This window comes from Stenotrophomonas sp. GZD-301 (genome assembly GCF_049310345.1).
GTDB lineage: Bacteria > Pseudomonadota > Gammaproteobacteria > Xanthomonadales > Xanthomonadaceae > Stenotrophomonas.
Map to the genome: position 1 here is coordinate 1 of NZ_JBMOWY010000035.1, position 23093 is coordinate 23093.

28 protein-coding genes are annotated in these 23093 nt (G+C 68.4%); 19 read left to right on the forward strand and 9 right to left on the reverse strand.

The window, feature by feature from the left end:
- The first annotated feature begins 120 nt into the window (after window positions 1-120).
- The gene (locus ACO6VK_RS09465) at window positions 121-888 is read left to right on the forward strand and encodes an enolase (RefSeq protein ID WP_422506619.1); all 768 of its coding nucleotides are present in this window, start codon (window positions 121-123) and stop codon (window positions 886-888) included.
- Between the two features lie 258 nt (window positions 889-1146).
- Here the strand turns inward: ACO6VK_RS09465 and ACO6VK_RS09470 are convergent, their stop codons facing one another.
- Window positions 1147-1590, reverse strand: coding sequence for a copper chaperone PCu(A)C (locus tag ACO6VK_RS09470; RefSeq protein WP_422506641.1), 444 nt, complete (start codon window positions 1588-1590; stop codon window positions 1147-1149).
- Window positions 1591-1624: 34 nt separating this feature from the next.
- Between ACO6VK_RS09470 and ACO6VK_RS09475 the strand changes: the two genes are divergently transcribed.
- The 4 genes from ACO6VK_RS09475 (at window position 1625) to ACO6VK_RS09490 (ending at window position 5240) form a co-directional block, all read left to right on the forward strand.
- Window positions 1625-2404: an enoyl-CoA hydratase/isomerase family protein gene (locus ACO6VK_RS09475; protein ID WP_422506620.1), complete on the forward strand. Its 780-nt coding sequence runs from the start codon at window positions 1625-1627 to the stop codon at window positions 2402-2404.
- Window positions 2405-2544: 140 nt separating this feature from the next.
- Window positions 2545-3453 carry an acyl-CoA thioesterase II gene (tesB, locus tag ACO6VK_RS09480; protein ID WP_422506621.1) on the forward strand — a complete coding sequence of 303 codons (909 nt, stop codon included), beginning with the start codon at window positions 2545-2547 and terminating at the stop codon, window positions 3451-3453.
- Window positions 3454-3459: 6 nt separating this feature from the next.
- On the forward strand, window positions 3460-3966 hold the full coding sequence (locus ACO6VK_RS09485; RefSeq protein ID WP_422506622.1) for a putative signal transducing protein: 507 nt from the start codon (window positions 3460-3462) through the stop codon (window positions 3964-3966).
- 68 nt (window positions 3967-4034) lie between these two features.
- Window positions 4035-5240: an RNA polymerase sigma factor gene (locus ACO6VK_RS09490; RefSeq protein WP_422506623.1), complete on the forward strand. Its 1206-nt coding sequence runs from the start codon at window positions 4035-4037 to the stop codon at window positions 5238-5240.
- Between the two features lie 88 nt (window positions 5241-5328).
- Here the strand turns inward: ACO6VK_RS09490 and ACO6VK_RS09495 are convergent, their stop codons facing one another.
- Complete coding sequence (locus tag ACO6VK_RS09495; RefSeq protein ID WP_422506624.1) at window positions 5329-5907, reverse strand: EF-hand domain-containing protein; 579 nt, start codon at window positions 5905-5907, stop codon at window positions 5329-5331.
- A 155-nt stretch (window positions 5908-6062) separates the two neighbouring features.
- On the opposite strand from ACO6VK_RS09495, the gene ACO6VK_RS09500 reads away from it, so the two are divergent.
- Entirely contained in the window at window positions 6063-6818 is a 756-nt protein-coding gene (locus ACO6VK_RS09500; RefSeq protein ID WP_422506625.1) for an arginyltransferase, read from the forward strand.
- Window positions 6819-6855: 37 nt separating this feature from the next.
- Window positions 6856-8061, forward strand: a complete 1206-nt coding sequence (locus ACO6VK_RS09505) for an endonuclease/exonuclease/phosphatase family protein (protein ID WP_422506626.1) — start codon at window positions 6856-6858, stop codon at window positions 8059-8061.
- A 149-nt stretch (window positions 8062-8210) separates the two neighbouring features.
- Here the strand turns inward: ACO6VK_RS09505 and purT are convergent, their stop codons facing one another.
- Entirely contained in the window at window positions 8211-9398 is a 1188-nt protein-coding gene (gene purT / locus ACO6VK_RS09510) for a formate-dependent phosphoribosylglycinamide formyltransferase (RefSeq protein ID WP_422506627.1), read from the reverse strand.
- Between the two features lie 140 nt (window positions 9399-9538).
- On the opposite strand from purT, the gene ACO6VK_RS09515 reads away from it, so the two are divergent.
- From ACO6VK_RS09515 to ACO6VK_RS09545, 7 genes are read left to right on the forward strand one after another with little or no spacing between them, the layout of a single operon-like run.
- On the forward strand, window positions 9539-10423 hold the full coding sequence (locus tag ACO6VK_RS09515; protein WP_422506628.1) for an SPFH domain-containing protein: 885 nt from the start codon (window positions 9539-9541) through the stop codon (window positions 10421-10423).
- A gap of 4 nt (window positions 10424-10427) precedes the next feature.
- Window positions 10428-10607, forward strand: a complete 180-nt coding sequence (locus tag ACO6VK_RS09520) for an Arc family DNA binding domain-containing protein (RefSeq protein WP_422506629.1) — start codon at window positions 10428-10430, stop codon at window positions 10605-10607.
- On the forward strand, window positions 10604-10783 hold the full coding sequence (locus ACO6VK_RS09525) for a DUF4177 domain-containing protein (RefSeq protein ID WP_017354939.1): 180 nt from the start codon (window positions 10604-10606) through the stop codon (window positions 10781-10783). Before ACO6VK_RS09520 ends, ACO6VK_RS09525 begins: the two co-directional genes overlap by 4 nt.
- Window position 10784: 1 nt before the next feature.
- Window positions 10785-12083 carry an alpha/beta fold hydrolase gene (locus tag ACO6VK_RS09530; protein WP_422506630.1) on the forward strand — a complete coding sequence of 433 codons (1299 nt, stop codon included), beginning with the start codon at window positions 10785-10787 and terminating at the stop codon, window positions 12081-12083.
- On the forward strand, window positions 12080-12634 hold the full coding sequence (locus tag ACO6VK_RS09535) for a PH domain-containing protein (protein WP_422506631.1): 555 nt from the start codon (window positions 12080-12082) through the stop codon (window positions 12632-12634). The genes ACO6VK_RS09530 and ACO6VK_RS09535 overlap by 4 nt, the downstream gene beginning before the upstream one ends.
- Before the next feature lie 9 nt (window positions 12635-12643).
- Complete coding sequence (locus tag ACO6VK_RS09540; protein ID WP_422506632.1) at window positions 12644-13453, forward strand: M15 family metallopeptidase; 810 nt, start codon at window positions 12644-12646, stop codon at window positions 13451-13453.
- A gap of 28 nt (window positions 13454-13481) precedes the next feature.
- Window positions 13482-14012, forward strand: a complete 531-nt coding sequence (locus tag ACO6VK_RS09545) for a hypothetical protein (RefSeq protein ID WP_422506633.1) — start codon at window positions 13482-13484, stop codon at window positions 14010-14012.
- A gap of 10 nt (window positions 14013-14022) precedes the next feature.
- On the opposite strand, the gene ACO6VK_RS09550 is transcribed toward ACO6VK_RS09545, so the two are convergent.
- The 5 genes from ACO6VK_RS09550 to ACO6VK_RS09570 form a co-directional block, all read right to left on the reverse strand.
- A complete protein-coding gene (locus ACO6VK_RS09550; protein ID WP_422506634.1) occupies window positions 14023-14697 on the reverse strand; it encodes a DNA-3-methyladenine glycosylase family protein in 675 nt (224 codons plus the stop codon).
- A gap of 1 nt (window position 14698) precedes the next feature.
- Complete coding sequence (locus ACO6VK_RS09555; RefSeq protein WP_422506635.1) at window positions 14699-15070, reverse strand: DUF423 domain-containing protein; 372 nt, start codon at window positions 15068-15070, stop codon at window positions 14699-14701.
- A gap of 105 nt (window positions 15071-15175) precedes the next feature.
- Window positions 15176-16255 carry an SRPBCC family protein gene (locus tag ACO6VK_RS09560; protein WP_411850267.1) on the reverse strand — a complete coding sequence of 360 codons (1080 nt, stop codon included), beginning with the start codon at window positions 16253-16255 and terminating at the stop codon, window positions 15176-15178.
- A 280-nt stretch (window positions 16256-16535) separates the two neighbouring features.
- Window positions 16536-17177: a response regulator gene (locus ACO6VK_RS09565; protein ID WP_411850266.1), complete on the reverse strand. Its 642-nt coding sequence runs from the start codon at window positions 17175-17177 to the stop codon at window positions 16536-16538.
- Window positions 17177-18373: a sensor histidine kinase gene (locus tag ACO6VK_RS09570; protein ID WP_422506636.1), complete on the reverse strand. Its 1197-nt coding sequence runs from the start codon at window positions 18371-18373 to the stop codon at window positions 17177-17179. Before ACO6VK_RS09570 ends, ACO6VK_RS09565 begins: the two co-directional genes overlap by 1 nt.
- Window positions 18374-18511: 138 nt before the next feature.
- Between ACO6VK_RS09570 and ACO6VK_RS09575 the strand changes: the two genes are divergently transcribed.
- From ACO6VK_RS09575 to ACO6VK_RS09595, 5 genes are read left to right on the forward strand one after another with little or no spacing between them, the layout of a single operon-like run.
- Window positions 18512-19108 (forward strand): GNAT family N-acetyltransferase, encoded by a 597-nt coding sequence (locus tag ACO6VK_RS09575; protein ID WP_017356780.1) that lies wholly within the window; start codon window positions 18512-18514, stop codon window positions 19106-19108.
- Between the two features lie 15 nt (window positions 19109-19123).
- Entirely contained in the window at window positions 19124-19897 is a 774-nt protein-coding gene (gene minC, locus ACO6VK_RS09580; RefSeq protein WP_422506637.1) for a septum site-determining protein MinC, read from the forward strand.
- Window positions 19898-19933: 36 nt separating this feature from the next.
- A complete protein-coding gene (gene minD / locus ACO6VK_RS09585; RefSeq protein WP_422506638.1) occupies window positions 19934-20743 on the forward strand; it encodes a septum site-determining protein MinD in 810 nt (269 codons plus the stop codon).
- 2 nt (window positions 20744-20745) lie between these two features.
- A complete protein-coding gene (gene minE, locus ACO6VK_RS09590) occupies window positions 20746-21006 on the forward strand; it encodes a cell division topological specificity factor MinE (protein ID WP_017355894.1) in 261 nt (86 codons plus the stop codon).
- Window positions 21007-21052: 46 nt separating this feature from the next.
- Window positions 21053-21538, forward strand: coding sequence for a hypothetical protein (locus ACO6VK_RS09595; protein WP_422506639.1), 486 nt, complete (start codon window positions 21053-21055; stop codon window positions 21536-21538).
- A gap of 206 nt (window positions 21539-21744) precedes the next feature.
- Here ACO6VK_RS09595 and ACO6VK_RS09600 read toward each other — a convergent pair whose 3' ends face one another.
- Complete coding sequence (locus tag ACO6VK_RS09600; protein ID WP_422506640.1) at window positions 21745-22977, reverse strand: DUF819 domain-containing protein; 1233 nt, start codon at window positions 22975-22977, stop codon at window positions 21745-21747.
- Between the last annotated feature and the right edge of the window lie 116 nt (window positions 22978-23093).

Below are 23093 nucleotides of genomic sequence, written 5' to 3' on the forward strand. Positions count from 1 at the left end.
AGACAAACACCCACCCCCCCCCCCCCCCCCCGCCCCCCCCCCCCCCCTCCCCCCCCCCCCCCCCCCCACTACCGGGATTTCCTCGGGCGCCATTAGCGCGTTTTTGTGCAAAGGATCGCCATGTTCCACCAGACCGATGTCCGCACGCTTCAGCCCGGCCTGACGCCCTTCCCCACCGACGTTTTCGCTCACGACCAGCCCTGGCTGGCCGATCACCTGCTGCCGTTGATCGCCATCGACCTGGGCCTGCTGCGGCCGGAACTGGCCGGCCGCGTGGCAACGCTGCTGTGTCCGATCGAGCCGTACGAAGGCTGCCTCGGCGATGGCACCGAGGCGCACCACACCCCGTTCACCAGCAGCAATTGGCTGGCCTTTGAACTGGACGCGGACAACCGGCTGCGCTTCCTCGGCAATGAAGGCTATTTCCAGCGTGCGCCGCAGAACCGCGATGCGTTGCCGGTGGATGAGGACCTGCGGGCGCATGCGGCGGACATGCAGGACAGCCACGCCAGGGCCCGCGCGCATTTCCAGCAGTACGGCATGCTGGTCAGCGGCATGGACGTCGATGACGATGAGCGGCAGCAGCAGGCGTACCTGGGCAATCTGGGCGGTCCGTTCTGGTACGGCAACTGGACCGGCTACACACGTATTCCGTCCGCATTCGTGATCGAAGACCTGGCCGGCACCACCCAGCGCGGCACCCTGCATTTCCGCAACAGCAGCGACCACCTGCCGGACGATGGCATCCGCATCACCCGCGACGGCGAGCCGTTCTTCCATGTCGCCGATGTCGCGGCCTACAACTGGTGTGCCAACGGCGCCGACGCGATCCTGATGTTCTACGAGCCGCGCAGCCGGACGGTGTTGTTCACGTTCGACTGGTCGTGACGCTGCGCGCGACCCCGTAGAGCCGGGTTCTACCCGGCTGCCGTTGATGCGTTTGTCAGGTTCCGATCATTGCCGCGCGTTGCGCGGCCAGCCGACCAACGGTCGGCTCTACCAGGGTGCGTTTGTCAGGCCGCGATCATTGCCGCGCGTTGCGCGGCCAGCCGACCAACGGTCGGCTCTACCAGGGTGCGTTTGTCAGGTTCCGATCATTGCCGCGCGTTGCGCGGCCAGCCGACCAACGGTCGGCTCTACCGGGGGTCAGGGCGTCCCTTTGCGGACCTGCAGGGTGGCATCCACCTTGCGCCCGTCGGCCAGGGTCAGGCGCAGCGGTACCTGCGTGCCTTCCTTCAAGGCCACTTCCGGCTGCATCAGCATCAGGTGCAGGCCGCCGGGTTTGAGTTCCACCGTGCCCCCGGCTGCGATCGGCAAGCGCTCCACTTCGCGCATGCGGCTTACGCCCTCCACCAGCGTCGTTTCATGCAACGACACGTCGCCGAACGCCTTGCTGCCCGCGCCGACCACCACCACCGCGCTGCGGCAGTCGTTGCGGATCGTCCCGTAACCGGCCGCCATCGGCATCGCACCCGGCGGCAGCCGCACCCAGCCTTCGCGCACCGTTACACACGCCGGTTCGGCTGCGGCAGCTGATGCTGCGAACGCACACAGGCCCAACAATACGCACACGAATGGTTTGGTTATCATCGTCTCAGTTCCCTGCCCGCAACGAGATCGCAGCATGACGACGCTTATCGAGGTGATCAACCACGGCCCCATCCGCGAGCTGCGGCTGGCGCGCCCGCCGGTCAACGCACTGGACACCGAGCTGTGCCGCCATCTGATCCATGCGGTCAACCAGGCCATGACCGACGACGTGCACGGCATCGTGCTGTCCGGCAGCGAGCGCATCTTCAGCGCCGGCATGGATGTGCCGCACCTGCTTGGCCACGGCGAAGACAGGCACAAGCTGCTGGACAGCTGGCAGGCGTTCTTCGGTGCGGTGCGCACCCTGGCCGAGTGCCGCGTGCCGGTGGTGGCCGCGCTGACCGGTCATGCCCCGGCCGGGGGCTGCGTGCTGGCGCTGTGCTGCGATTACCGGGTGCTGGCGCGCAGCGCGGACCCGGCCCAGCCGACGGTGATCGGGCTCAATGAAGTCCAGGTCGGGCTGGTGGCGCCGGAAGGCATCCAGCGTCTGATGCGCCGCGTGGTCGGCCACCACCGCGCCACCCAGCTGCTGGTCGGCGGAGAAATGGTGCCGGCCGAGCGGGCCTTGGAGATCGGCCTGGTCGACGAGCTGGCCGACGCGCCGCAGGTAGTGCCGCGCGCGGTGGCCTGGCTGCAGCGCCTGTTGAAGCTGCCGCGCCAGCCGATGCTGCTCACCCGCGCCATCGCCCGCACCGATCTGCATGAAGCGCTGCACCCGGACCTGATCCAGCTGGACCGCTTCGTGGAGGCCTGGTACGCCCCGGACGCCCAGCAGGCCCTGCAGACCCTGGTCGCCCGGCTGGGCAAGGCCTGACCCGCATGCGGGCCCGCTCCCGCACGCCCAGGTAGTGCCGGCCGCTGGCCGGCTCCCCGCACAACCAACACGCACCGGGAATCCGGCCAGCGGCCGGCTCTACCCTATAATTCGGGTTCGCCCCCTGCTGGTTGCCTCCCTTGTCCGACACGCACGAACCCGTCGTTTCCGAGCTGATCGACCTGCTCACGCTCGAGCGCCTGGAAGACAACCTGTTCCGCGGCCAGAGCCGCGACATCGGCACCAAATACGTGTTCGGTGGGCAGGTGCTGGGCCAGGCGCTGTCGGCCGCGCAGGCCACGGTGGAGAACGGCCGCCACGTGCATTCGCTGCACGCCTATTTCCTGCGTGCCGGCAACATCGACCACCCCATCGTCTATGACGTGGACCGCACCCGCGACGGTGGCAGCTTCTCGGTGCGCCGGGTCACCGCGATCCAGCACGGCAAGGTCATCTTCTTCTGCGCGGCCTCGTTCCAGCAGGCCGAGAGCGGTGCCGAACACCAGCACAAGATGCCGGAAGTGCCGCAGCCGGAAGACATCGAACCCAACCGCCCGCTGCCGCCGGAAGTGCTCGAACGCCTGCCGATCAAGGTGCAGCGCTGGCTGTCGCGCGGCGGCCCGTTCGAGTTCCGCCACGTGTACCCGCGTGACGAACTCAACCCGCCCAAGCGCCCGCCCTACCACCAGGTGTGGCTGCGGTTGAACGAAACCGTGGGCGATGCCCCCGAGCTGCACCAGGCGCTGCTGGCCTATGCCTCGGACTTCCATCTGCTCGGCACAGCCACGTTCCCGCACGGCATCAGCTATTACCAGCCGCACGTGCAGATGGCCTCGCTCGACCACGCGATCTGGTTCCACCGCCCGTTCCGCGCCGACGACTGGCTGCTGTACTCGCTGGACAGCCCCAGCGCGCAGGATTCACGCGGCCTGGCCCGTGGCCAGTTCTTCACCCGCGACGGCGTGCTGGTGGCCAGCACGGCGCAGGAAGGGCTGATCCGCGTGGTCACCGACAGTGCCGCGGCCGCCGCCGTACCGGCCAAGGACTAATTCGATATGCGTCAGATTTTCAGCAGCCAGCGCGTGGAAACCGTGGAAGGCGTGGCCCAGTTGCTGCGCGATGCGGGCATCGACGTGCGCATCACCAACGGGCGCTCGTACCACAGCAAGCGTGGCAGCCAGTTCAGTTACCTGGACACCAGCAAGGCCACCACCCACCCTACTTTGTGGGTGGTGCATGCCGACGACCAGCCGCGCGCGCGTGAAATCCTGCGCGACGCCCGCCTGCTGGAAACCACCCGGCGCGACCACCCCACCGCCGAGTTCGCCTTCCGCGACCAGGTGGGCGAGGTGGCGCCACGCCGCAATTGGGCCTGGCGTATCCGCATCGGCCTGCTGCTGGTCATCGCGGCGGTGGCGATGGTGGTGATGATGCGCCACCGTGGCGCGCCGACGGCGGTGCCCGTGCAGATCCAGCAGGCGCAGCCGCAGGCACCGGCCACCCAGCCGGCGCAGGAAGAGGAAGAGGTCCGCGTGCGGATCACACCGGCACAACAACCGTAAGCCGCGCCCGGCGGTCACATTCCCTGCCCTGCCACGTCATGATGTCACCATCCCCAGGGACCGACGCCATGACCCCGCACCCGCTGACCGCCACACTGGAGCGCGAACTGCCCGCCGCCGCGGGCGGTTGCCAGCAGTCCTACGGCCGTATCGTGCTGGCCTGCCAGAACACGGTGACCGCGATCGCCCTGGCCATCACCCGCGACGTGCAGGCCAGCGAGGACATCGCGCAGGAAGCCTTCATCAAGGCCTGGCAGCAGCTCAACCAGCTGCACAGCCACGCCAGCTTCCTGCCGTGGCTGCGCCAGATCACGCGCAATCTGGCCCGCGACTGGCTGCGCGCCAACCGCGGCCGGCCGCTGTCGGGCGAAGCGGCCGAGATGGCGATCAGCATGGCCGCCGATCCCGGTCCCAGCGCACCGGAGTACCTGCAGCGGGTGGAAGAAGAGGTGGCCGCCGAGGAAATCATTTCAGCGCTGCCCGAAGACAGCCGCGAAACGCTGCTGCTGTATTACCGCGAGGGTCAGCGCTCGCAGCAGGTGGCCGACCTGCTCGGGTTGAGCGATGCCGCCGTGCGCAAACGGCTGTCGCGGGCGCGGGCCACCGTGCGCGAGGAGATGCTGCGCCGCTTCGGCGACTTCGCCCGCAACTCGGCGCCCAGCGCGGCGTTCGCCACCACCGTGGTGTCGATGGCGCTGGTCGCTGCGCCCGGCACGGCCAGTGCGGCGATCCTGATCGGCACCGGCATCGGCACCGGCAAGCTCGGGTTGGGCGGTGCCAGCCTGTCCGGTGGCGCGGCGATGGGCTCGCTGGGCGCCGCTGCCAGCCAGAGTCACCTGTTTGCCAGTGGCTTCGGCTGGGGCGCGGCGGTTGGCGGCATGGTGGGTGGGGTGGTCGGCAGCTACCTCGGCGGGCGCTACCTGATGCGCTACGCGGAAACCGACGCCGAGCGCGCGGCCGTGCGCGGCTTCGTGCACTACAGCACCTTCACCGCCATGCTGGTGTGCATGGCGGTCTTCGTTCTGACCGCCCTGCAGGCCACGTGGTACTGGCCGCTGGTCGCGCTGGTGATCGGGCTGGCCGTCATCAACTACCAGTGTCTGGTGCCGCTGCAGCGGATCATGGCGCCGATGATCGCCCGCGACGCCGCCCGCCACGGACGCAGTGGGCCCACGTGGACCTACCAGTGGATGTACGGCGGCAAGGCGATGTTGGCGGTGAACCTGCTGATGGTCGTGGTGATCGCCGGGGCCATCCGCATGGGCCTTGCCTGAGGCCGGACAGCACAACGCCGGTCGATGACCGGCGCTGTGGGGTGCCGGGCCAGCGCCCGGCGTTGCGTTGCGAGGGGCGGACGCTGCGTCAGCGCGCCTTCGGTGCCGGCGGCGCGTCGCCACGGTGACCGCCGCGCGGACCACCGAACGGCCCCTTGGCGGCGTCGAACTCGGCCTTGCTGATCTGGCCGTCGTTGTTGGTATCGGCGGCAGCGAACCACGCATCGCGATGCTGCTTCATGCGCAGCTCGCGGTCGGCCTTGTCCAGATAACCATCCTTGTTGACGTCCATCTGGTCGAAGCGCGCGGCCAGGCGCGGATCGGCCTTGGCCTCCTCGCGGCTGATGCGGCCGTCCTTGTTGGTGTCCAGCCTGGCCAGCATGTCGCCACGGCCACCCGGGCCACGGCCGTGCCGCTTGCCATGCGGGCGCGGCCGTTCCTCGCGCGACAGCTTGCCGTCCTTGTTGGCGTCCAGGGTGTCGAACTGCGCCGCCAGGCGCGGCGCCTTGGTCGCTTCGGCACGGTCGATGAACCCGTCGCCGTTGGTGTCCAGCGTGGCGCGTGCCGGCGCACCGGTCGGGGTTGGGGCATCGGCGGCCACCGCCAGGCCGGCGGCACCGGTGGTCATCAGCAGGGCCAGCAGCAGAAGGGGGTTGCGATTGCGCATGGGTCACTCCGGTTCGTAGGGAAATCCGCGTGCGGTGCGTGGGCACCCACACCGGTAACAACGCCCAGGCGGCGGCCCGGTTGACCGCCCCGGCGGCCGCGTTCATTTGGCAGACAGTCGCGCCGCCTGCGACGCCCCGGCGCTATGCTGGGCACATGGCAATACACGGCGACCGCGACGACGAGCTGCGACTGTTCCAGACCGGCGACCACCCCTGTGGTTACTGGCCGGACCGGGCCGCGCGCGACCTCGTGCTCGACCCCCACGACGCACGCCTGGGTTCCCTGTACCCGATGGCGCTGAGCTGGGGCTTCCGCCGCTCGGGCGACCTGGTCTACCGGCCGCACTGTGCGCAATGCCATGCCTGCGTGGCGGTGCGTGTGCCAGTGGCGCGCTTCGCGCCGGACCGCAGCCAGCGCCGCTGTCTGGCGCGCAACGCGGATCTGGACGTGCGGATCGTGGCAGCCGAACAGACCGACGAGCAGTTCGCGCTGTACCACCGCTACCTGACTCACCGCCATGCCCAGGGCGGCATGGACGAACACGGCCCGCACGAGTTCGACCAGTTCCTGATCGGGCAATGGTCGCAGGGCCGCTTCCTGGAGGTGCGCGGGCCGGGCCAGCCGGGGCGCCGCGGCGACCTGCTCGGCGTGGCCGTCACCGACGTCACCGCGCAGGGGCTGTCGGCGGTGTACACCTTCTTCGACCCGGACCATGCCGCGCGCAGCCTGGGCACCTTCGCGATCCTGCAGCAGATCGCCTGGGCCCGACGCGAGCAGTTGCCGCATCTGTACCTGGGTTACTGGATCCGCGACCACCGCAAGATGGACTACAAGCGCCGCTTCCGCCCGCTGGAGGCCTACGACGGCCGCCGCTGGCACGATTTCGACGACGACCTGGACGGGCGCTGACGCAGCACTGACATCGCGCTGGGTGCAAAATAGGCGCATGAAAGCCCATCCCCTGATCCTTGCCCTGGCCCTGCTGTGCAGCGCCTGCGCCCAGAGCCCCGCCAAGACCGCCGCCATGCCGGACCCTTCCTCCGCGCCCCTGCGGATTGCCACCTACAACACCTCGCTGTACAGCGACGAGACCGGCGGGCTGATCGCCGAGCTGGAAGGCGACAGCGAGCACGCACGCAAGATCGCCGCGGTGCTGCAGCAAGTCCGCCCGGATCTGGTGCTGCTCAACGAGTTCGACTACGACGACGCCCACCGCGCCGCCGACCTGTTCCAGCAGCGCTACCTGGGCACCACCCAGCCCGGCGGGGGTGAGCCGCTGCACTACGCCTACCGCTACCTGGCCCCGGTCAACACCGGCGTGCAGAGCGGGCTGGACCTGGACAACAACGGCGAGATCGGCGGCGACGGCCGCGCCCGCGGCAACGATGCCTGGGGCTACGGCCTGCACCCGGGCCAGTACGGCATGCTGGTGCTGTCGCGCTACCCGATCGATGCGGACAAGGTGCGCAGCTTCCAGTTGCTGAAGTGGAGCACGATGCCGGGCGCGCTGCGGCCGATCGACCCGCGCACGGGCACCTCCTTCTACAACGACCACGTGTGGTCGCAGCTGCGCCTGTCCTCCAAATCGCATTGGGACGTGCCGGTGACGACGCCGAACGGCGTGGTCCACGCGCTGGTCTCGCACCCGACTCCGCCGGTGTTCGATGGCCCGGAAAAGCGCAACGCCGCGCGCAACCACGATGAGCTGCGCCTGTGGCAGGAGTATCTGTCGGCCGGCGAAAAGCCCTGGCTGTGCGACGACCGCGGCCAGTGCGGTGGCCTTGCGCAGGACGCGCGCTTCGCGATCCTGGGCGACCTCAACAACGACCCGGTCGATGGCGATGGCCGGCACGAGGCGATTGTCGAACTGATCGAGAACGCGCGCGTGCTGCGCTACCCGACCCCGCGCAGCGTGGGTGCCGAGGAGACCAGCCTCGCCTATGCGGCCAAGGGCATCGTGCGCAAGGGCGCGCCGTTCCATGCCACCGGCGATTTCGGCCCGAAGTCCGGCACGATGCGCCTGGACTACGTGCTGCCGTCGGTCGGTTTCAGCTACGTGGGCAGCGGCGTGTTCTGGCCGGCCAACGAGCGCCCGGAGGCGAAGATCGCCGATGGCAGCGACCACCATCTGGTGTGGGTGGACGTGCGCTGAGAGCGTACCGACCAACGGTCGGTACCTACCGTTTCATGGTACCGACCAACGGTCGGTACCCACCGTTTCATGGTGCCGACCAACGGTCGGTACCCACCGTTTCATGGTACCGACCAACGGTCGGTACCCACCGTTTCATTGCGCCCCGGTCAGGGGCGCAGCTCGATGACGATCGCCTCGGCCGCCTCGCGCGCGATGCGGCGTGCTTCGTCGATATCGCCGCCGCGCGCCAAGGTGACGCCGACGCGGCGGTGACCGTGCACGCTGGGCTTGCCGAACAGGCGCAGACTCGAATCGGGATGGACCAGCGCGGCGTCGACGTTGCTGAAGAACGGCACGCCTTCGCCGTGCGCCAGCATCGCGCAGGAGGCGGACGGACCGCTCTGGCGGATCAGTGGGATCGGCAGGCCGAGAATCGCACGGGCGTGCAGCGCGAACTCGCTCAGTTCCTGCGAGGCCAGCGTGACCAGGCCGGTGTCGTGCGGGCGCGGCGAGACTTCGCTGAACCACACCTCGTCGCCCTTCACGAACAGCTCCACGCCGAACAGGCCCCAGCCGCCAAGATCGTCGGTGATGGCCTGCGAGATTTCTTCGGCACGCGCCAGCGCACGCGGCGACATCGGCTGCGGCTGCCAGCTTTCGCGGTAGTCGCCGTCCTTCTGCCAGTGGCCGATCGGTGCACAGAACGAGGTGCCGCCGGCATGACGCACCGTCAGCAGGGTGATCTCGTAGTCGAAGTCGATGAAGCCTTCGACGATGCAGCGGCCCGCGCCGGCGCGGCCGCCGGTCTGCGCGTATTCCCAGGCCGGCGCGATGTCGGCCTCGCTGCGCAGCGTGCTCTGGCCCTTGCCCGAGGACGACATCACCGGCTTGACCACGCACGGCAGGCCGATCGCGGCCACGGCGGCGCGGTACTCGGCCTCGGTATCCACGAAGCGGTACGGCGAGGTCGGCAGCCCCAGGGTTTCGGCGGCCAGGCGACGGATGCCTTCGCGGTCCATCGTCAGGCGGGCGGCGCGTGCGGTGGGCACCACGCGCTGGCCGGCCTCCTGCTCAAGCTGCACCAGCGTTTCGGTATGGATCGCTTCGATCTCCGGCACGATCAGGTGCGGCTGCTCCTGGGCGATCAGCGCGCGCAGTGCCATCGCGTCGAGCATGTCGATCACATGCGCGCGGTGCGCCACCTGCATCGCCGGGGCATCGGCATAGCGGTCGGCGGCGATCACCTCCACCCCCAGCCGCTGCAGCTCGATGGCGACCTCCTTGCCCAGTTCGCCCGAGCCCAGCAGCAGGACGCGGGTGGCGGAAGGAGACAGCGGCGTACCGAGCGTGGTCATGGCGTTTTCCGGGCATCAGGGGCGGGTAGGCATTCTAGAGCGTGACGGCCGGCGACGGGATGATCCCCCGCGCAGGGGGCACTTGCAGACTGATATCATTTTGATATCTTTGAGTCCCAACCCTCCCAAGGACGATCCCCGTGAAAGAGAAAACCATCCGTTCGATGTCCGGCCTGGTCCTGCTCGCCCTGGTGCTGCTGGCATCCGTTCTGGGCGGCGCCCTGTTTGTGGGCGGTGTCATCGAACAGAAGCAGGCCGGCGGCGCGCTGGCGGTGCTGTCGATCCTCGCGGGGCTGGGCATCGGCACTCTGGCGCTGCTGGTGCTGGCCGGCCTGTACACCGTGCAGCCCAACCAGGCCGTTGTGCTGAGCCTGTTCGGCAAGTACGTCGGCACCGTCAAGGACAACGGCCTGCGCTGGAACAACCCCTTCTTCAGCAAGCGAAAGGTCAGCCAGCGCGTGCGCAACTTCGAAAGCGGCAAGCTCAAGGTCAATGAACTGGACGGCAGCCCGATCGAGATCGCCGCAGTGATCGTCTGGCAGGTGGTGGACGCTTCCGAGGCGGTCTACAACGTGGACGACTACGAGAGCTTCGTGCACATCCAGTCCGAATCGGCGCTGCGCGCGATGGCCACCAGCTACCCCTACGACCAGCATGAAGACGGCCAGCTTTCGCTGCGCAGTCACGCCGCCGAGATCTCCCAGCACCTCAAGGACGAACTGGCCGAGCGCCTGGCCGATGCCGGCGTGCAGGTACTCGACGCGCGCATCAGCCACCTGGCCTACGCCGCCGAAATCGCCCAGGCGATGCTGCAGCGCCAGCAGGCCAATGCGGTGATCGCCGCGCGTACGCGGATCGTCGCCGGTGCGGTGGGCATGGTCGAAATGGCCCTGGCCGAGCTGCAGAAGAACGGCGTGGTGCAGCTGGACGAAGAGCGCAAGGCGCACATGGTCAGCAACCTGTTGACGGTGCTGTGCTCGGACCGTGGCACCCAGCCGATCGTCAACGCCGGCTCGTTGTACTGACGTCATGGCCGAGAAGAAAGCCTACCCGCTGCGCATCAACGCCGACGTGCTGGCGGCCGCGCAGCGCTGGGCCGATGACGAGCTGCGCAGCCTCAACGCACAGATCGAATACGTGCTGCGCGACGCACTGCGCAAGGCCGGACGCCTTCCCAAACCGGATGCCAACAAGGAGAGCAAGGAATGAGCAAGCGTTGGAAGTACCTGACCGTAGAGGTGAAGCCCAGCTGGTCGGGGAAGATGGACACCGAGGAAGTGCAGACGCAGTTGAACCGGCACGGTCAGCTCGGCTGGGAACTGGTCAACATCGTCATGGCCGCACCGATGACCGCGGCGGTCCTGGTGTTCAAGCAGGAGGCCTGAGATGCGTAGGACATGCCAGCGCGTCGCGGCCCTGTTGATCGCCAGCCTGGCGCTGGCCGCCACGGCCGCCCCGCCCGAACAGACCGCCACCGCCTTGCTGGACCACCTGCAGGCCGGCGATGCGCAGGCGGCCGAGGCGATGTTCACCCCCGAGCTGGCCAAGGCAGCGCCGGCGGATACGCTGCGGGCCCTGTGGCGATCGTTCGGCGAACCGCGCGGGCGCGGTACTGCGCAGGTAACCCCCCACCAGGGCATGCAGGTCGTGGTGCAGCCGCTGCAGTTCGCGTCCGGCGAGCTGACCGCGCAGGTCGCCGTGGATGCGGGCGGGCGTGTGGCCGGGCTCACCTTCAGGCCTGTCGCTGCACCCGCCGCGGCCGCCCCCGACGTCCCGGCCGGTGCGGACTATCGCGAACAGCCGCTGGACATCCCGACCGCGAAAGGCACCCTGCCCGGCACGCTGGCCCTGCCCACGGGCAAGGGTCCGTTCCGCGCGGTGGTGCTGGTGCACGGCTCCGGCCCGCAGGACCGCGACGAAACCATCGGGGCCAACCGCCCCTTCCTGGACGTGGCACGCGGCCTGGCCGCGCACGGTATCGCGGTGCTGCGCTACGACAAGCGCACCCATGCGCGTCCGCAGGATTTCAGCGGCACGGACTACACCGTGGACGATGAAACCACCGACGATGCCGTGGCGGCCGTCGCGGCGCTGGCCGGCACCGCCGGCATCGATCCACGGCACATCTACGTGATGGGCCACAGCCAGGGCGGCATGCTCGCCCCGCGCATCGCCCGCCGTTCCGGCAGCGTGGCCGGCGTAGTGCTGTGGTCTGCACCCGCACGCTCGCTGCTCACCCTGCTGCCCGAACAGAACCGCTACCTGCTGGGCCTGGACGGCCAGATCAGCGCCGACGAGCAGGCCTTCCTGGACAAGCTGGACAGGCAGATCGCCGCCGCACGCGGCACCGCTCCGGTCGCCGCCGCCGACCTGCCGCTGGGCCAGCCGGCACGCTACTGGCAGTCGTTCGAGGCCATCGATCCGGTCGCCGACGCGCGCACTCTCGCGCAGCCGATCCTGCTGCTGCAGGGCGGGCGCGACATCCAGGTGGTCGATACCGACTGGCAGCTGTGGAAGCGCGGCCTGGCGCGGCAACGCGCCGTGGCCTTCCGCCACTACCCGGCCCTGAACCACCTTGGCATTGCCGGTGAAGGCCCCGGCACGCTGAACGAGTACGCCATCCCCGGCCACGTGGCACCGACGCTGATCGACGAGGTGGCGCAGTGGATCGGAGCGCAGCGGTGAGCACGGCCGGCCTCGACGGCCGCACCTTCGCCGTGGCGCCGGCGCCGGTGTGGCGGCTGCTCTGGCTGTGGGTGCCCCTGCTCGGCTGCGCGGCGCTGATCGTGGCCGGCACCCTGCAGTCCGACCAGCGCACCGCGCACGAACTGGTGCTGACGGTGCCGTTCATGGCGCTGCTGCTGGCGGTGCTGACCGGGGCCTTTTTCCGCCGTCGCATCGCCCTGCAGGGCAGCACGCTGGACCTGACGGCCACGTTCTACCGCAGGCAGGTGCCGGTGCAGGCGATGGCGCTCGCCAGGGCGCGGGTGCTGGACCTGGCCGAGCATGACGCGCTCCGCCCGCGGATGATGCTCAACGGCTACGGCGTCCCCGGCTTCCACGCCGGGCACTACCGGCTGCGCGACGGCAGCCGTGCGTTCTGCCTGCTCACCGACGCCAGCCGGGTGCTGTACCTGCCCCTGCACGACGGCGGCGCGCTGCTGCTCAGCCCCGAGCAGCCTCGCGCCCTGCTGGACGCGCTGCAGGCGCTGGCCGTGCCTGCGGCCACGCACTAAGCTGGGCGCATGCGTCGATCCCCTGCCCTGCTGATCAATACCGCCGAGATCGAACTGTGGCCCGGCGGCCTGCTGCGCGCACGCGGCAATGCCGATGCGCGTGCCCTGGCACACGCCCACACGGTACTGCGGCGCAAGCGCGATGGCCGCTACCTGGCGGTGGTGTCCGCACACGGTGTGCTGCCGCTGGTGCCGCACCTGATGCGCGAACCGGGCATCGACGCGGCGCTGGATGCGCTCGAACAGCAGTTCACCGGCCGCGAGCGCGCGCACGACCTGGACACGTTGTTGCCGCTGCACGGGCTGGAAGTGCGGCTGGCGCAGCTTGGCGTGGACGCGCAAGCCTATGAACACGACACCGGGCTGTCACTGGAAGCCGAACCGGCGCGGCTGCAGTTCGCCGGCCGCGACCGCTACCGCCGCCCGCTGTGGCTGCACCATCGCGCCGCGCGCAGCTGGCAGCGCATGCGTATGCAGGCAGCCGCCGACGGCATCGTGCTGGAAGCCATCTCCGGCTACCGCAGCCACGATTATCAGCTGGGCATCTTCGAACGCAAACGCGCCCGTGGGCTGGACGTGGCCGAGATTCTCACCGTCAACGCTGCCCCGGGCTACAGCGAGCACCACAGCGGCCGCGCGCTGGACATCGGCAGCCCGGGCGAACCCCCGGCAGAAGAGAGCTTCGAGGTCACGCCCGCCTTCGCCTGGCTGACCGCACACGCGGCCGAATCCGGCTTCCGGATGAGCTACCCGCGCGACAATCCGCACGGCATCGTCTACGAGCCCTGGCACTGGTGCTGGCGCCCGGCGGGCGACTAACCTCCGCATTCCATCAGGGAGCTGGATCATGGATGACAACAGCCCGTACCGCGTCGGTACGACCACCCCGCCCGCTGCGCGGCGCCGGGCATGGGATCACGCGCCGCACGCGATCACCTCGCCGATCCGGCACATGGCCGCGCTCGGCGCGATCCTGGCCGTGGTGGCGCTGAGGATGGTCGTGTACCGCCTGCAGGACGGGATCCAGATAAGCATCAACACACAGGCCGGGCGCTTCGGCATCTCACTGGCCGCAGTATTTTTCCTGGTCGATGCCTGCATCCAGATCTGCCTGTCCTGGGGCGTGCTGCGCGCCAGCCGCGTGGCGGCCTGCCTGCTGCTGGGCTACTACGTCGCCTGCAAGGTGCTCCTGACCGTCGCGGGCGGCGGGATGACACTGCCGGGGAGTGCATGGATGGTCGTGGTCATCGTGTTCATGGTGCGCGGCACGGTGGCCACCTTCCGCTATCACCGTCACCTGGCGCAGGAACACCGCCATCCCCCGCGCCGGCTCAGCGACGACCCGGCATTCGCGCCGAGGACGCCGGCGCTGGACTGACCCGCCGCGCTCAGTCCTGCGACCGGTTGGTGGGCGGTTTGGGTGCGTCGGTGAAATCGGCAATGCGCCACAGGTACAGGCTGGCGTAGGTCCGGAACGGTCCCCACGCATCGCCGCGTACCAGCAGTTCCTTTGGCGTCGGCATGAGCGCGGCCTTGTCCACGCGCTGGGCACCCTTGCGCACGCCGAGGTCGTCGATCGGCAGGATGTCCGGCCGGCCAAGGCGGAACATCAGCATCATCTCCACCGTCCAGCGGCCGATGCCGCGGATCGGCACCAGCGCGGCGATGATCGCATCGTGGTCCATCACCGACATCCGGCGCAGGTCGGGGATCTCGCCGGCCGCTTCGCGCCGCGCCAGGTCGCGCAGCGCCAGCGCCTTGTTGCCCGACACCCCGCACGCACGCAGGCCGGGGTCATCGATCCGCGCCAGGGCATCGGCGTGCAGCCGCGGGCTGCCGATCGCCGTTTCCACCCGGCCCACGATGGTGGAGGCGGCCTTGCCGCTGAGCTGCTGGAACAGGATCGCCCGCGCCAGCGCATCGACCGGGTCGAACGAGCGCCGCCAGCCCGGCGGCGGCTCGATCGGGCCGAGCCGCTTCATCCAGGTACCGAGGCGACGGTCACGCCGGCTCAGCCAGGCGTGGGCCTCCTCCACGTCGAAGCCGCGGCGGAAGCGCGGCACCTCAACGCCTCAGGGCATTGAAGGCGTAGACCACCCACCCCAGCATCAGCGCGCTGCCACCGACCGGTGCCAGACCGGTGCGGAACTGCCAGATCGCACCGGCGACCAGGCTGCCCGAGAACAGCAGGGTACCGAGCAGCAGCACCGACAGGGCCAGCTTGCCGACCCGGTTCTGCTGGGTGGCGCCCAGCGCGGCCAGCGCCACACCATGCCCGAACGCGAACAGCGCGGCGGTGTTGACGTGCGACTGCGCCAGCGGCTCGGCGATGCCGTGCGATGCATAGGCCGACAGGCCCACGGCCGCGGCGGCCAGCAGGCCACCCAGGCAGGCCAGCAGCGAGGGTCTGCGCGCGCGTCGTTCGAGGTTGAGCATCCTTCCATCCTTCCAGACAAGGCCCCGGTAGCGGAGCGGCAAAAAAAAACGCGCCGCAGGAAGCGGCGCGTTTTCGTCGTGCGTTACATCACGGCAACCGTCGGTTTACTTGACGGCCCAGTAGATGTCGTACGTACCTTCCGGGGTGAAGGACTTGTCCACACCACCGTTCCAGGATTCGTACGGGCGGTCGATCACTTCGTTGCCGGCAGTGACGGTCCAGGCACGCAGGGCGTTGCGCGCCACGTCCAGGCCAGCCATGTGGCCGGTGTAGGTCGCGTGGGCCGAACGGTGCGGTGCAACGTGCACGTACTTGACCGGGGCGCCACCGTCGATCTTCACCGTCAGGGCTTCGGCCGAGGCCGCTTCAGCACCCTTCTTCTTGACCGGCTGGGCCACGTCGAAGGCGTACTTTTCCTGACCGAAGTCGGTGGTGATGATGCGCAGCGGACCGGCGGCTTCGAGGTTGTTGGCCTCCATCACGCGCTTGATCCATTCCTGGTTGTCGTGGATCGACTTGGTGATGGTTTCCTGACCGCGATCAACGTTGCCGGCGGTGACGACCAGCAGGTCTTCGGCCGGGACATCGACGATGGCCAGATCGTTCAGCGGGGCTTCGGCGGTGCGGTAGTCAACGTTCGGCACGGTGGCCAGCATGTTGGCCATGCGGCTCAGGCCGAGCTTCAGGTCGTCGCCGATGTGGCGGCTGACGTACAGGCCGGCGTAACGACCGAACAGGTTGAAGCCGTACTTGACGCTGTAGTCCTGCGTGATCTTGACGTTGCGGCCACCCTTGCCGGTCGGCTCGAGGGTGAAGCTGGTGGTCTTGTCGTGGCCCTTGCTCGGGTCCTCGATCGCGATCGCCACGTGCTTGTTCTGCTCGGACTCGGTGATCACCCAGCTACCCTGGCCCAGGGAGCTTTCCTTGGAGGCGTAGTCCAGGCGGGCACCCACGCCGGCGGCGGGGCCGGAGTGCTTCAGTTCAACGGCGGGATCGCGCAGCAGCAGCGGGTTCCAGTCCTTGAAGCGGCGCAGGCTGTTGACCGTGTCGAACACGATCGTCATCTTGCGGTTGGTCTCGATGCTTTCGGAAATATGGCGCTCGCCCGGCAGACATACGCCAATGATGACGAACAGGCCAGCCACGATCCCCAAGGCGATCAGGAACTCGATAATACGGGTCATTCAGGAGTCTCCGGGGCCGATCCCACGGCCGGGTTGATTGAAGCGAAGCGCCAATCCTAGCAGGCTTCGCGGGTGTTGTTGATCAGGATTGGCGCACCGGTTTCCATGCCGGCAGCGGTTTTGCATAGACAAGGAGCGGAAAGATAGCGCATCACGGGTGTCAGCACGTAGGGGATGGGCGATATTTCTTTGCCGGATTCGGCGAAAAAGCCTCACCAGCCCACCACATCCCTTGTGCCGCAAGCGTTTCGGCCATCGTCGAATGTTTTCGCCGGCCGCCTCAGACCAGCTGCAGTTCGAAGGCCTTCAACACCGCCCGGGTGCGGTCGCGCACACCCAGCTTGGACAGGATGTTGGACACGTGGTTCTTGATGGTGCCCTCGGCCACGCCCAGCGAATTGGCGATCTCCTTGTTGGAGAACCCGCTGGCCATCAGCCGCAGGATCTCGGTCTCGCGGTCGGTCAGCGGATCGGGGCGGTCCAGGCTGACGAATTCATTGCGCATGTGCTCCAGCCCGGACAGCAGGCGCTGGGTCACGGCCGGCTGCACCAGCGAGCCCCCGTCGGCCACGGTCCGGATCGCCCCGACCAGCTGCTCCAGGGTGACGTCCTTGAGCAGGTAGCCCTTGGCGCCGGCCTTCAGCCCGGCCAGCACCAGCTGGTCGTCGTCGAAGGTGGTCAGGATGATGGTGGGCGGCAACTGGTTCAGACGCGACAGCATCTGCAGCGCTTCCAGTCCGGACATCACCGGCATGCGCATGTCCATCAGCACCACGTCGGGGCGCACCTGCGGGACGACCTCGACCGCCTGGCGCCCGTCGGCGGCCTCGGCAACCACCTCGATGCCATCGTCGAGCGCCAGCAGCGAGCGGATCCCCTGCCGCACCAGGGTTTGGTCGTCGACCAGGCAGACGCGAATCATCAACGCACTCCTTCCAGGATGGCACCCAGCATCAGCACTGGCACGCCGGGGACCGAGGCGCACAGGCGGAAGCCCTGTCCCCGGCGGGTTTCGATCTGCAGCTCTCCGCCGCATTGTTGCAGGCGTTCGCGCATCCCGCGCAAACCATTGCCGACCACGATGCCGTCGGCCCCCACCCCGTCATCATGCGCCTGCAGCACCACCATGCCCGGCGCCTCGCGGCGCACGCGGATCCAGAGATTGCGGGCGTGCGCGTGGCGCACGGCATTGGTGATGATTTCCTGGGTGCAGCGCAGCAGCACATGGGCGCGCTCGGGATCTTCCACGCTCAGCGGTTCTTCGATGTCCAGGTGGATGTCCAGCGACGGCACCTGCTCGGTCAGCGGGCGCAGCGCGGCGGCCAGGTCGATGGCGCCGCTGTCGCGCAGCTGGCTGACCGCCTCGCGCACATCGGTGAGCAGCAGCTTGGCCAGGGTATGGGCCTGGTGCACATGCTCCTGGGCCTGGCCTTCGGTGATGTGGCCGGCCACTTCCAGGTTCAGGCTGAGCGCGGTGAGGTGATGGCCGAGCAGGTCGTGCAGCTCGCGCGAGATGCGGGTGCGCTCGTTGACGCGCGCGCTCTCGGCCAGCAGCACGCGGGTGGCGCGCAGTTCGGTGTTGAGCCGGCGCTGCTCCTCGCGGGCGTCGGTCTGTTGCCGGGCGACCAGGCTGGTCACGAAGATGAACATGGAGAAGCCGCCATACAGCAGCGACTGCATCACCGCCTCGAACAGCGAGAACGGCAGGAACAGGTAATAGACCGGGGCCACGGCCAGCTGACTGAGCAGCAGCCAGATCACCCCCACCCGCGCCGGCAGCATCCACGGGATCACCCCGGCGGCCACCATCATCAGGATGCTGCCCAGGCCCGAGCCGCTGAGGAAGCTCACCCCCAGGGCCGACACGGTCAGCAGCACCAGGATCGCGCGGTCGTACCAGGCCGAGTGCCCGCCGTGTCGCAGGCCGCGGGTCAGCCACAGGTAGCCGCCGCCGAAGGCCAGGTAGGCCACGAACAGCAGCACGGCGAACAGGTCCACCCCGCCGCTGTGGCGGATCAGGGCTTCGTACTGGGAGTACACCAACGGCAAGCCGAGCATGACCCAGGTGAACAGGCCGGCCAGTCGCAGTACTCGGGTTTGGCTGAGGTATCCCAACATGGATGCATCTTAGGCTGAACCTGCGCCCCTGCACCCGGACATAAGTCATGGCCGCCGGCTCGCGGGGGGCGGCCACCCATGCAATAATCCGGCGCAGGGCCCCTCGATGGGCCGACCGCGTTACCCCACGGAGTCACAATGTCGATTGTCATCCGCGACGTGCGCGAGCACGAGCTCGATTCCGTCCTGGCCCTGAACAACAACGCCGGCCTGGCCATCCTGCCGCTGGATGCCGCGCGACTGCGTCTGTTCTACGAAACCGCTGAATATTTCCGCGTCGCCGAGCGCGACGGCAACCTGGCCGGTTTCCTGATCGGCTTCGGCAGCGAGAGCCAGCACGACAGCACCAACTTCGCCTGGTTCAAGCAGCACCTGGGCACCGGCTTCTTCTATATCGACCGCATCGTGGTCGCCAGCCGCCGTCGTGGCGGTGGTGTCGGCCGTGCGTTCTATGCCGATGCACAGAGCTACGCCGAGCTGCGCTACCCGCAGATGACCTGCGAGGTGTTCCTGGACCACGGCGCCGATGCCGCCCTGCTCTTCCACGGCAGCTTCGGCTTCCGCGAGGTCGGGCAGAACACGATGTCGCACGTGGACGTGCGCGCCAGCATGCTGCTCAAGGACCTGTGCAGTTACCAGTGGGTGCACGACACCTACGGCGACCAGCTGCCCGACGTGCCCTGGGTGGGCCACCGTCGCGAGCCGCTGCGCGTACAACGGCCGACGGGGACCTGATTGGTGGCAGCGAACATGGATTTTGAACAGGCCGGGGAACTGAAGATCGGCCAGGTCGGTATCGCCAACCTGCGCATCCGCACCCTCGACGTCGAACGCCTCACCCGTGAAATGCACGACCGCGTGGCACGCGCGCCCAAGCTGTTCGGGCGCGCCGCGGTGATCCTGGATTTCGGTGGCCTGAGCCAGATGCCCGACGTGGCCACGGCCCGGGCGCTGCTCGATGGCCTGCGTGGCGCCGGCGTGCTGCCGGTGGCGCTGGCCTACGGCACCACCGAGACCGACCTGCTGTCCCAGCAGCTCGGCCTGCCCCTGCTGGCCAAGTTCCGCGCGCAGTACGAACGCGCCGAGGCCGAACCCGTCGCCCCGCCGCCGGCACCGGAACCGCCGCGGCGTACCCGCGCGGCCGCCGCCGCCACGCCCGCACCGGTTGCGGCGCCCCCGGCCGGCGCTGCGCCGCAGCCCGGCCGCATGCAGACCAGCAACGTGCGGTCGGGCCAGCAGCTGTATGCCGAGAACTGCGACCTGACCGTCATGGCCACGGTCGGCGCCGGCGCGGAAGTGATCGCCGACGGCAGCATCCATATCTACGGTACGCTGCGGGGCCGTGCCCTGGCAGGTGCCCAAGGCAATACCGCGGCGCGTATTTTCTGCCGTGATTTCCATGCTGAACTGGTCGCCATTGCCGGCCATTACAAGGTACTGGACGATGTCCCGGACACGCTGCGCGGCAAGGCCGTGCAGGTGTGGCTGGAACAGGACCAGATCAAGATCGCTGCGCTGGACTGATGCAGCCCCCAAAATATAAGAATCAGGAGAAGTCCTTTGGCTGAAATCATCGTAGTCACCTCCGGCAAAGGCGGCGTCGGCAAGACCACCAGCAGCGCCAGCCTGGCCTGCGGGCTGGCACGTCGTGGCAAAAAGGTGGCGGTGATCGACTTCGACGTCGGCCTGCGCAACCTCGACCTGATCATGGGCTGCGAGCGCCGCGTGGTGTACGACTTCGTCAACGTGGTACACGGCGAAGCCACGCTCAAGCAGGCGCTGATCAAGGACAAGCGGTTCGACAACCTGTACGTGCTGGCTGCCTCGCAGACCCGCGACAAGGATGCGCTGACCCAGGAAGGCGTGGGCAAGGTGCTCAAGGACCTGGCCGCCGACGGCTTCGACTACATCATCTGCGACTCGCCGGCCGGCATCGAGAAGGGTGCGTTCCTGGCGATGTACTACGCCGACCGCGCCGTGGTGGTGGTGAACCCGGAAGTGTCGTCGGTGCGCGACTCCGACCGCATCATCGGCCTGCTTGATTCGAAGACGCACAAGGCCGAGTCCGGCCAGAACGTGCCGGCGTTCCTGCTCCTCACGCGCTACAGCCCGGCACGGGTGGAAAGTGGCGAGATGCTGAGCATCACCGACGTCGAGGAAGTGCTGGGCCTGAAGGCGATCGGCGTGGTGCCCGAATCGGGTGACGTGCTGAATGCGTCCAACAAGGGCGAGCCGGTGATCCTGGACCCCGAATCGGCGGCAGGCCAGGCCTACGAAGATGCGGTGGGCCGCATCCTCGGCGAAGAGCGTCCGATGCGCTTCACCACCGTGGAGAAGAAAGGCTTCTTCAGCAAGCTGTTCGGAGGGTAAGCATGGGACTGTTCGATTTCCTGAACCGGAAGAAGACCACTGCCGAAACGGCCAAGAACCGCCTGCAGATCATCATCGCGCAGGAACGCAGCCACCGTGGCGGCCCGGATTATCTGCCGCTGCTGCAGCGTGAGCTGCTGGAAGTGATCAAGAAGTACGTCAACATCGACGCCGACGCGGTCAAGGTGGACCTGGTCAAGGACGGCGAGCACGACGTGCTGGATATCTCCGTGGCGCTGCCGGAAGGTCCGCAGCAGCCCTGACCGACACCGCCCCTTCCGTCTGGAAGGGGCGCACTTTTCGTAGCGCATGACCCACGTCGCCACCGACGCCGAACCGCAGGTCACCTGCGTCGGCGATATTCATTTCGAGGATGCCGCCACGCTGCTGGCGGCGCATGCGCTGCGCCTGCATCGGGTCGAGGCGGGTGCGCCGATCCCGGGCAGCTATTGGGGCGAGCCCGAGGCGGGCATCATCGGCAGCGATGTGTACGTGCGCGACGACACGCCGGTGCATTCGATGCTGCACGAGGCCTGCCACCTGATCGTGCTGCCGCCGGAGCGACGTGCGCTGGTGCACACGGACGCGACCGATTCGGTGCCCGAGGAAGACGCCACCTGCTACCTGCAGATCGTGCTGGCCGCACAGTTGCCGGGCGTGGGCAGCGATCGGCTGATGGCCGACATGGATACGTGGGGGTATACGTATCGGTTGGGGTCGACGAGAGCGTGGTTCGAGCAGGATGCCGAAGACGCCAAAGCGTGGCTGATCGACCGCGGCCTGCTTCCCGCCTGAACCCCGTAGTGGGGGGGGGGGGGGGGGGGACGAGCGGAGGTGGGGGGAGCGAAAAAACAACAACACATCCTCACTCGTGGCAAAATCGCTTCCCGGCTCGTAGTGCTGTCGCCCGCCCGGTGGTTGGTCGCTACCAGAGCGCCATCGCATCCCGGTGGGTGCCGACCGTTGGTCGGCACGCTCAACGCCCGACCAACCGTCGGGCGCTACTGCCCTGCCAATGCGCGCAGGGTGATGCCGACGATGTAGGCCAGGTAGGTGCCGGTGGCGTAGCCCATCGTGCCGAGCAGTACGCCGACCGGGGCCAGCGAGGGATGGAAGGCGCTCGCCACGACCGGTGCCGAGGCCGGGCCGCCGATGTTGGATTGCGAGCCGATCGCGAAGTAGAAGAACGGCACCTTCAGCACGATCGCCAGCGTCGACAGCAGCACGATGTGCACGGCGATCCAGATCAGGCCGAGCAGGAACAGCCACGGGCGTTCCAGCAGCGCGAGCAGGTCCATCTGCATGCCGATGCACGCGATCAGGAAGTACAGCAGCAACGAGCCGAGCTTGGAGGCACCGGCACCTTCCAGGTTGCGGGCCCGGGTGAAGCTCAGGGCCAGGCCGCAGGTGGTGGAGATGACCACGACCCAGACGAACGGCGCGTCGAGGCTGAACTGCGAGGCCCAGCTGACGTGGCCCTTGAACCATGCCGACACCGGCCCGGCAATGGCATGCGACAGGCCGACGGTGCCGAACGCGACCGCGATGATCAGCATCAGGTCGGTCAGGCTGGCCACGCGTTCGTGTTCGGCCTGGAACTTCTCGATGCGCACCTTCAGCGCATCGATCGCCGAGGTATCGGCCCCGCTGGCCGCGTCGATCCTGGACGCATGGCCGGCCATGAAGATCAGCACCGCCATCCATACATAGCCGACGCCGACGTCGACCACGGCGAACTGCCCGAAGGTGGTCGCGTTGACGTCGAACACTTCGCGCATCGCCAGCATGTTGGCGCCGCCACCGATCCAGCTGCCGGCCAGCGCGGCCATGCCGGCCCAGGTGTCGCCGGCAACGGTGGACGGATGCATCCACTTCATCACCAGGAAGGCCACCACGGCACCGAGCATGATGCTGAAGGAGGCGCCGAGGTACATCGCGATGAGTTTCGGGCCCAGCCGCAGGATGCCCTTGATGTCCACCGCCAGGGTCAGCAGCACCAGCGCGGCGGGCAGCAGGACGTCGCGTGCGACCGGGTTGTACAGGCGCGTGTTCTGCCCGTCGATGAGGCCCACGGTGTTGTAGATGCCGGGGATCAGGTAGCACAGCAGCAGGGCCGGCACGACCGCGTAGAAGTGTTTCCACAGCCCGCGCGGGCGCGAGGCGGTCCAGAACACGGCGCCAAGGGTGGCGGCGATCAGGCCGAAGACGACGATGTCGTTCTGGATCAGGGGCATGACGGTATCCCGGTAGTGGGGGGGGGGGGGGGGGGGGGGGGGGGGGGGGGGGGGGGGGGGGGGGGGGGGGGGGGGGGTAGGGGTGCGGAGGGAATGAAAAAAGATGCGACAGATAG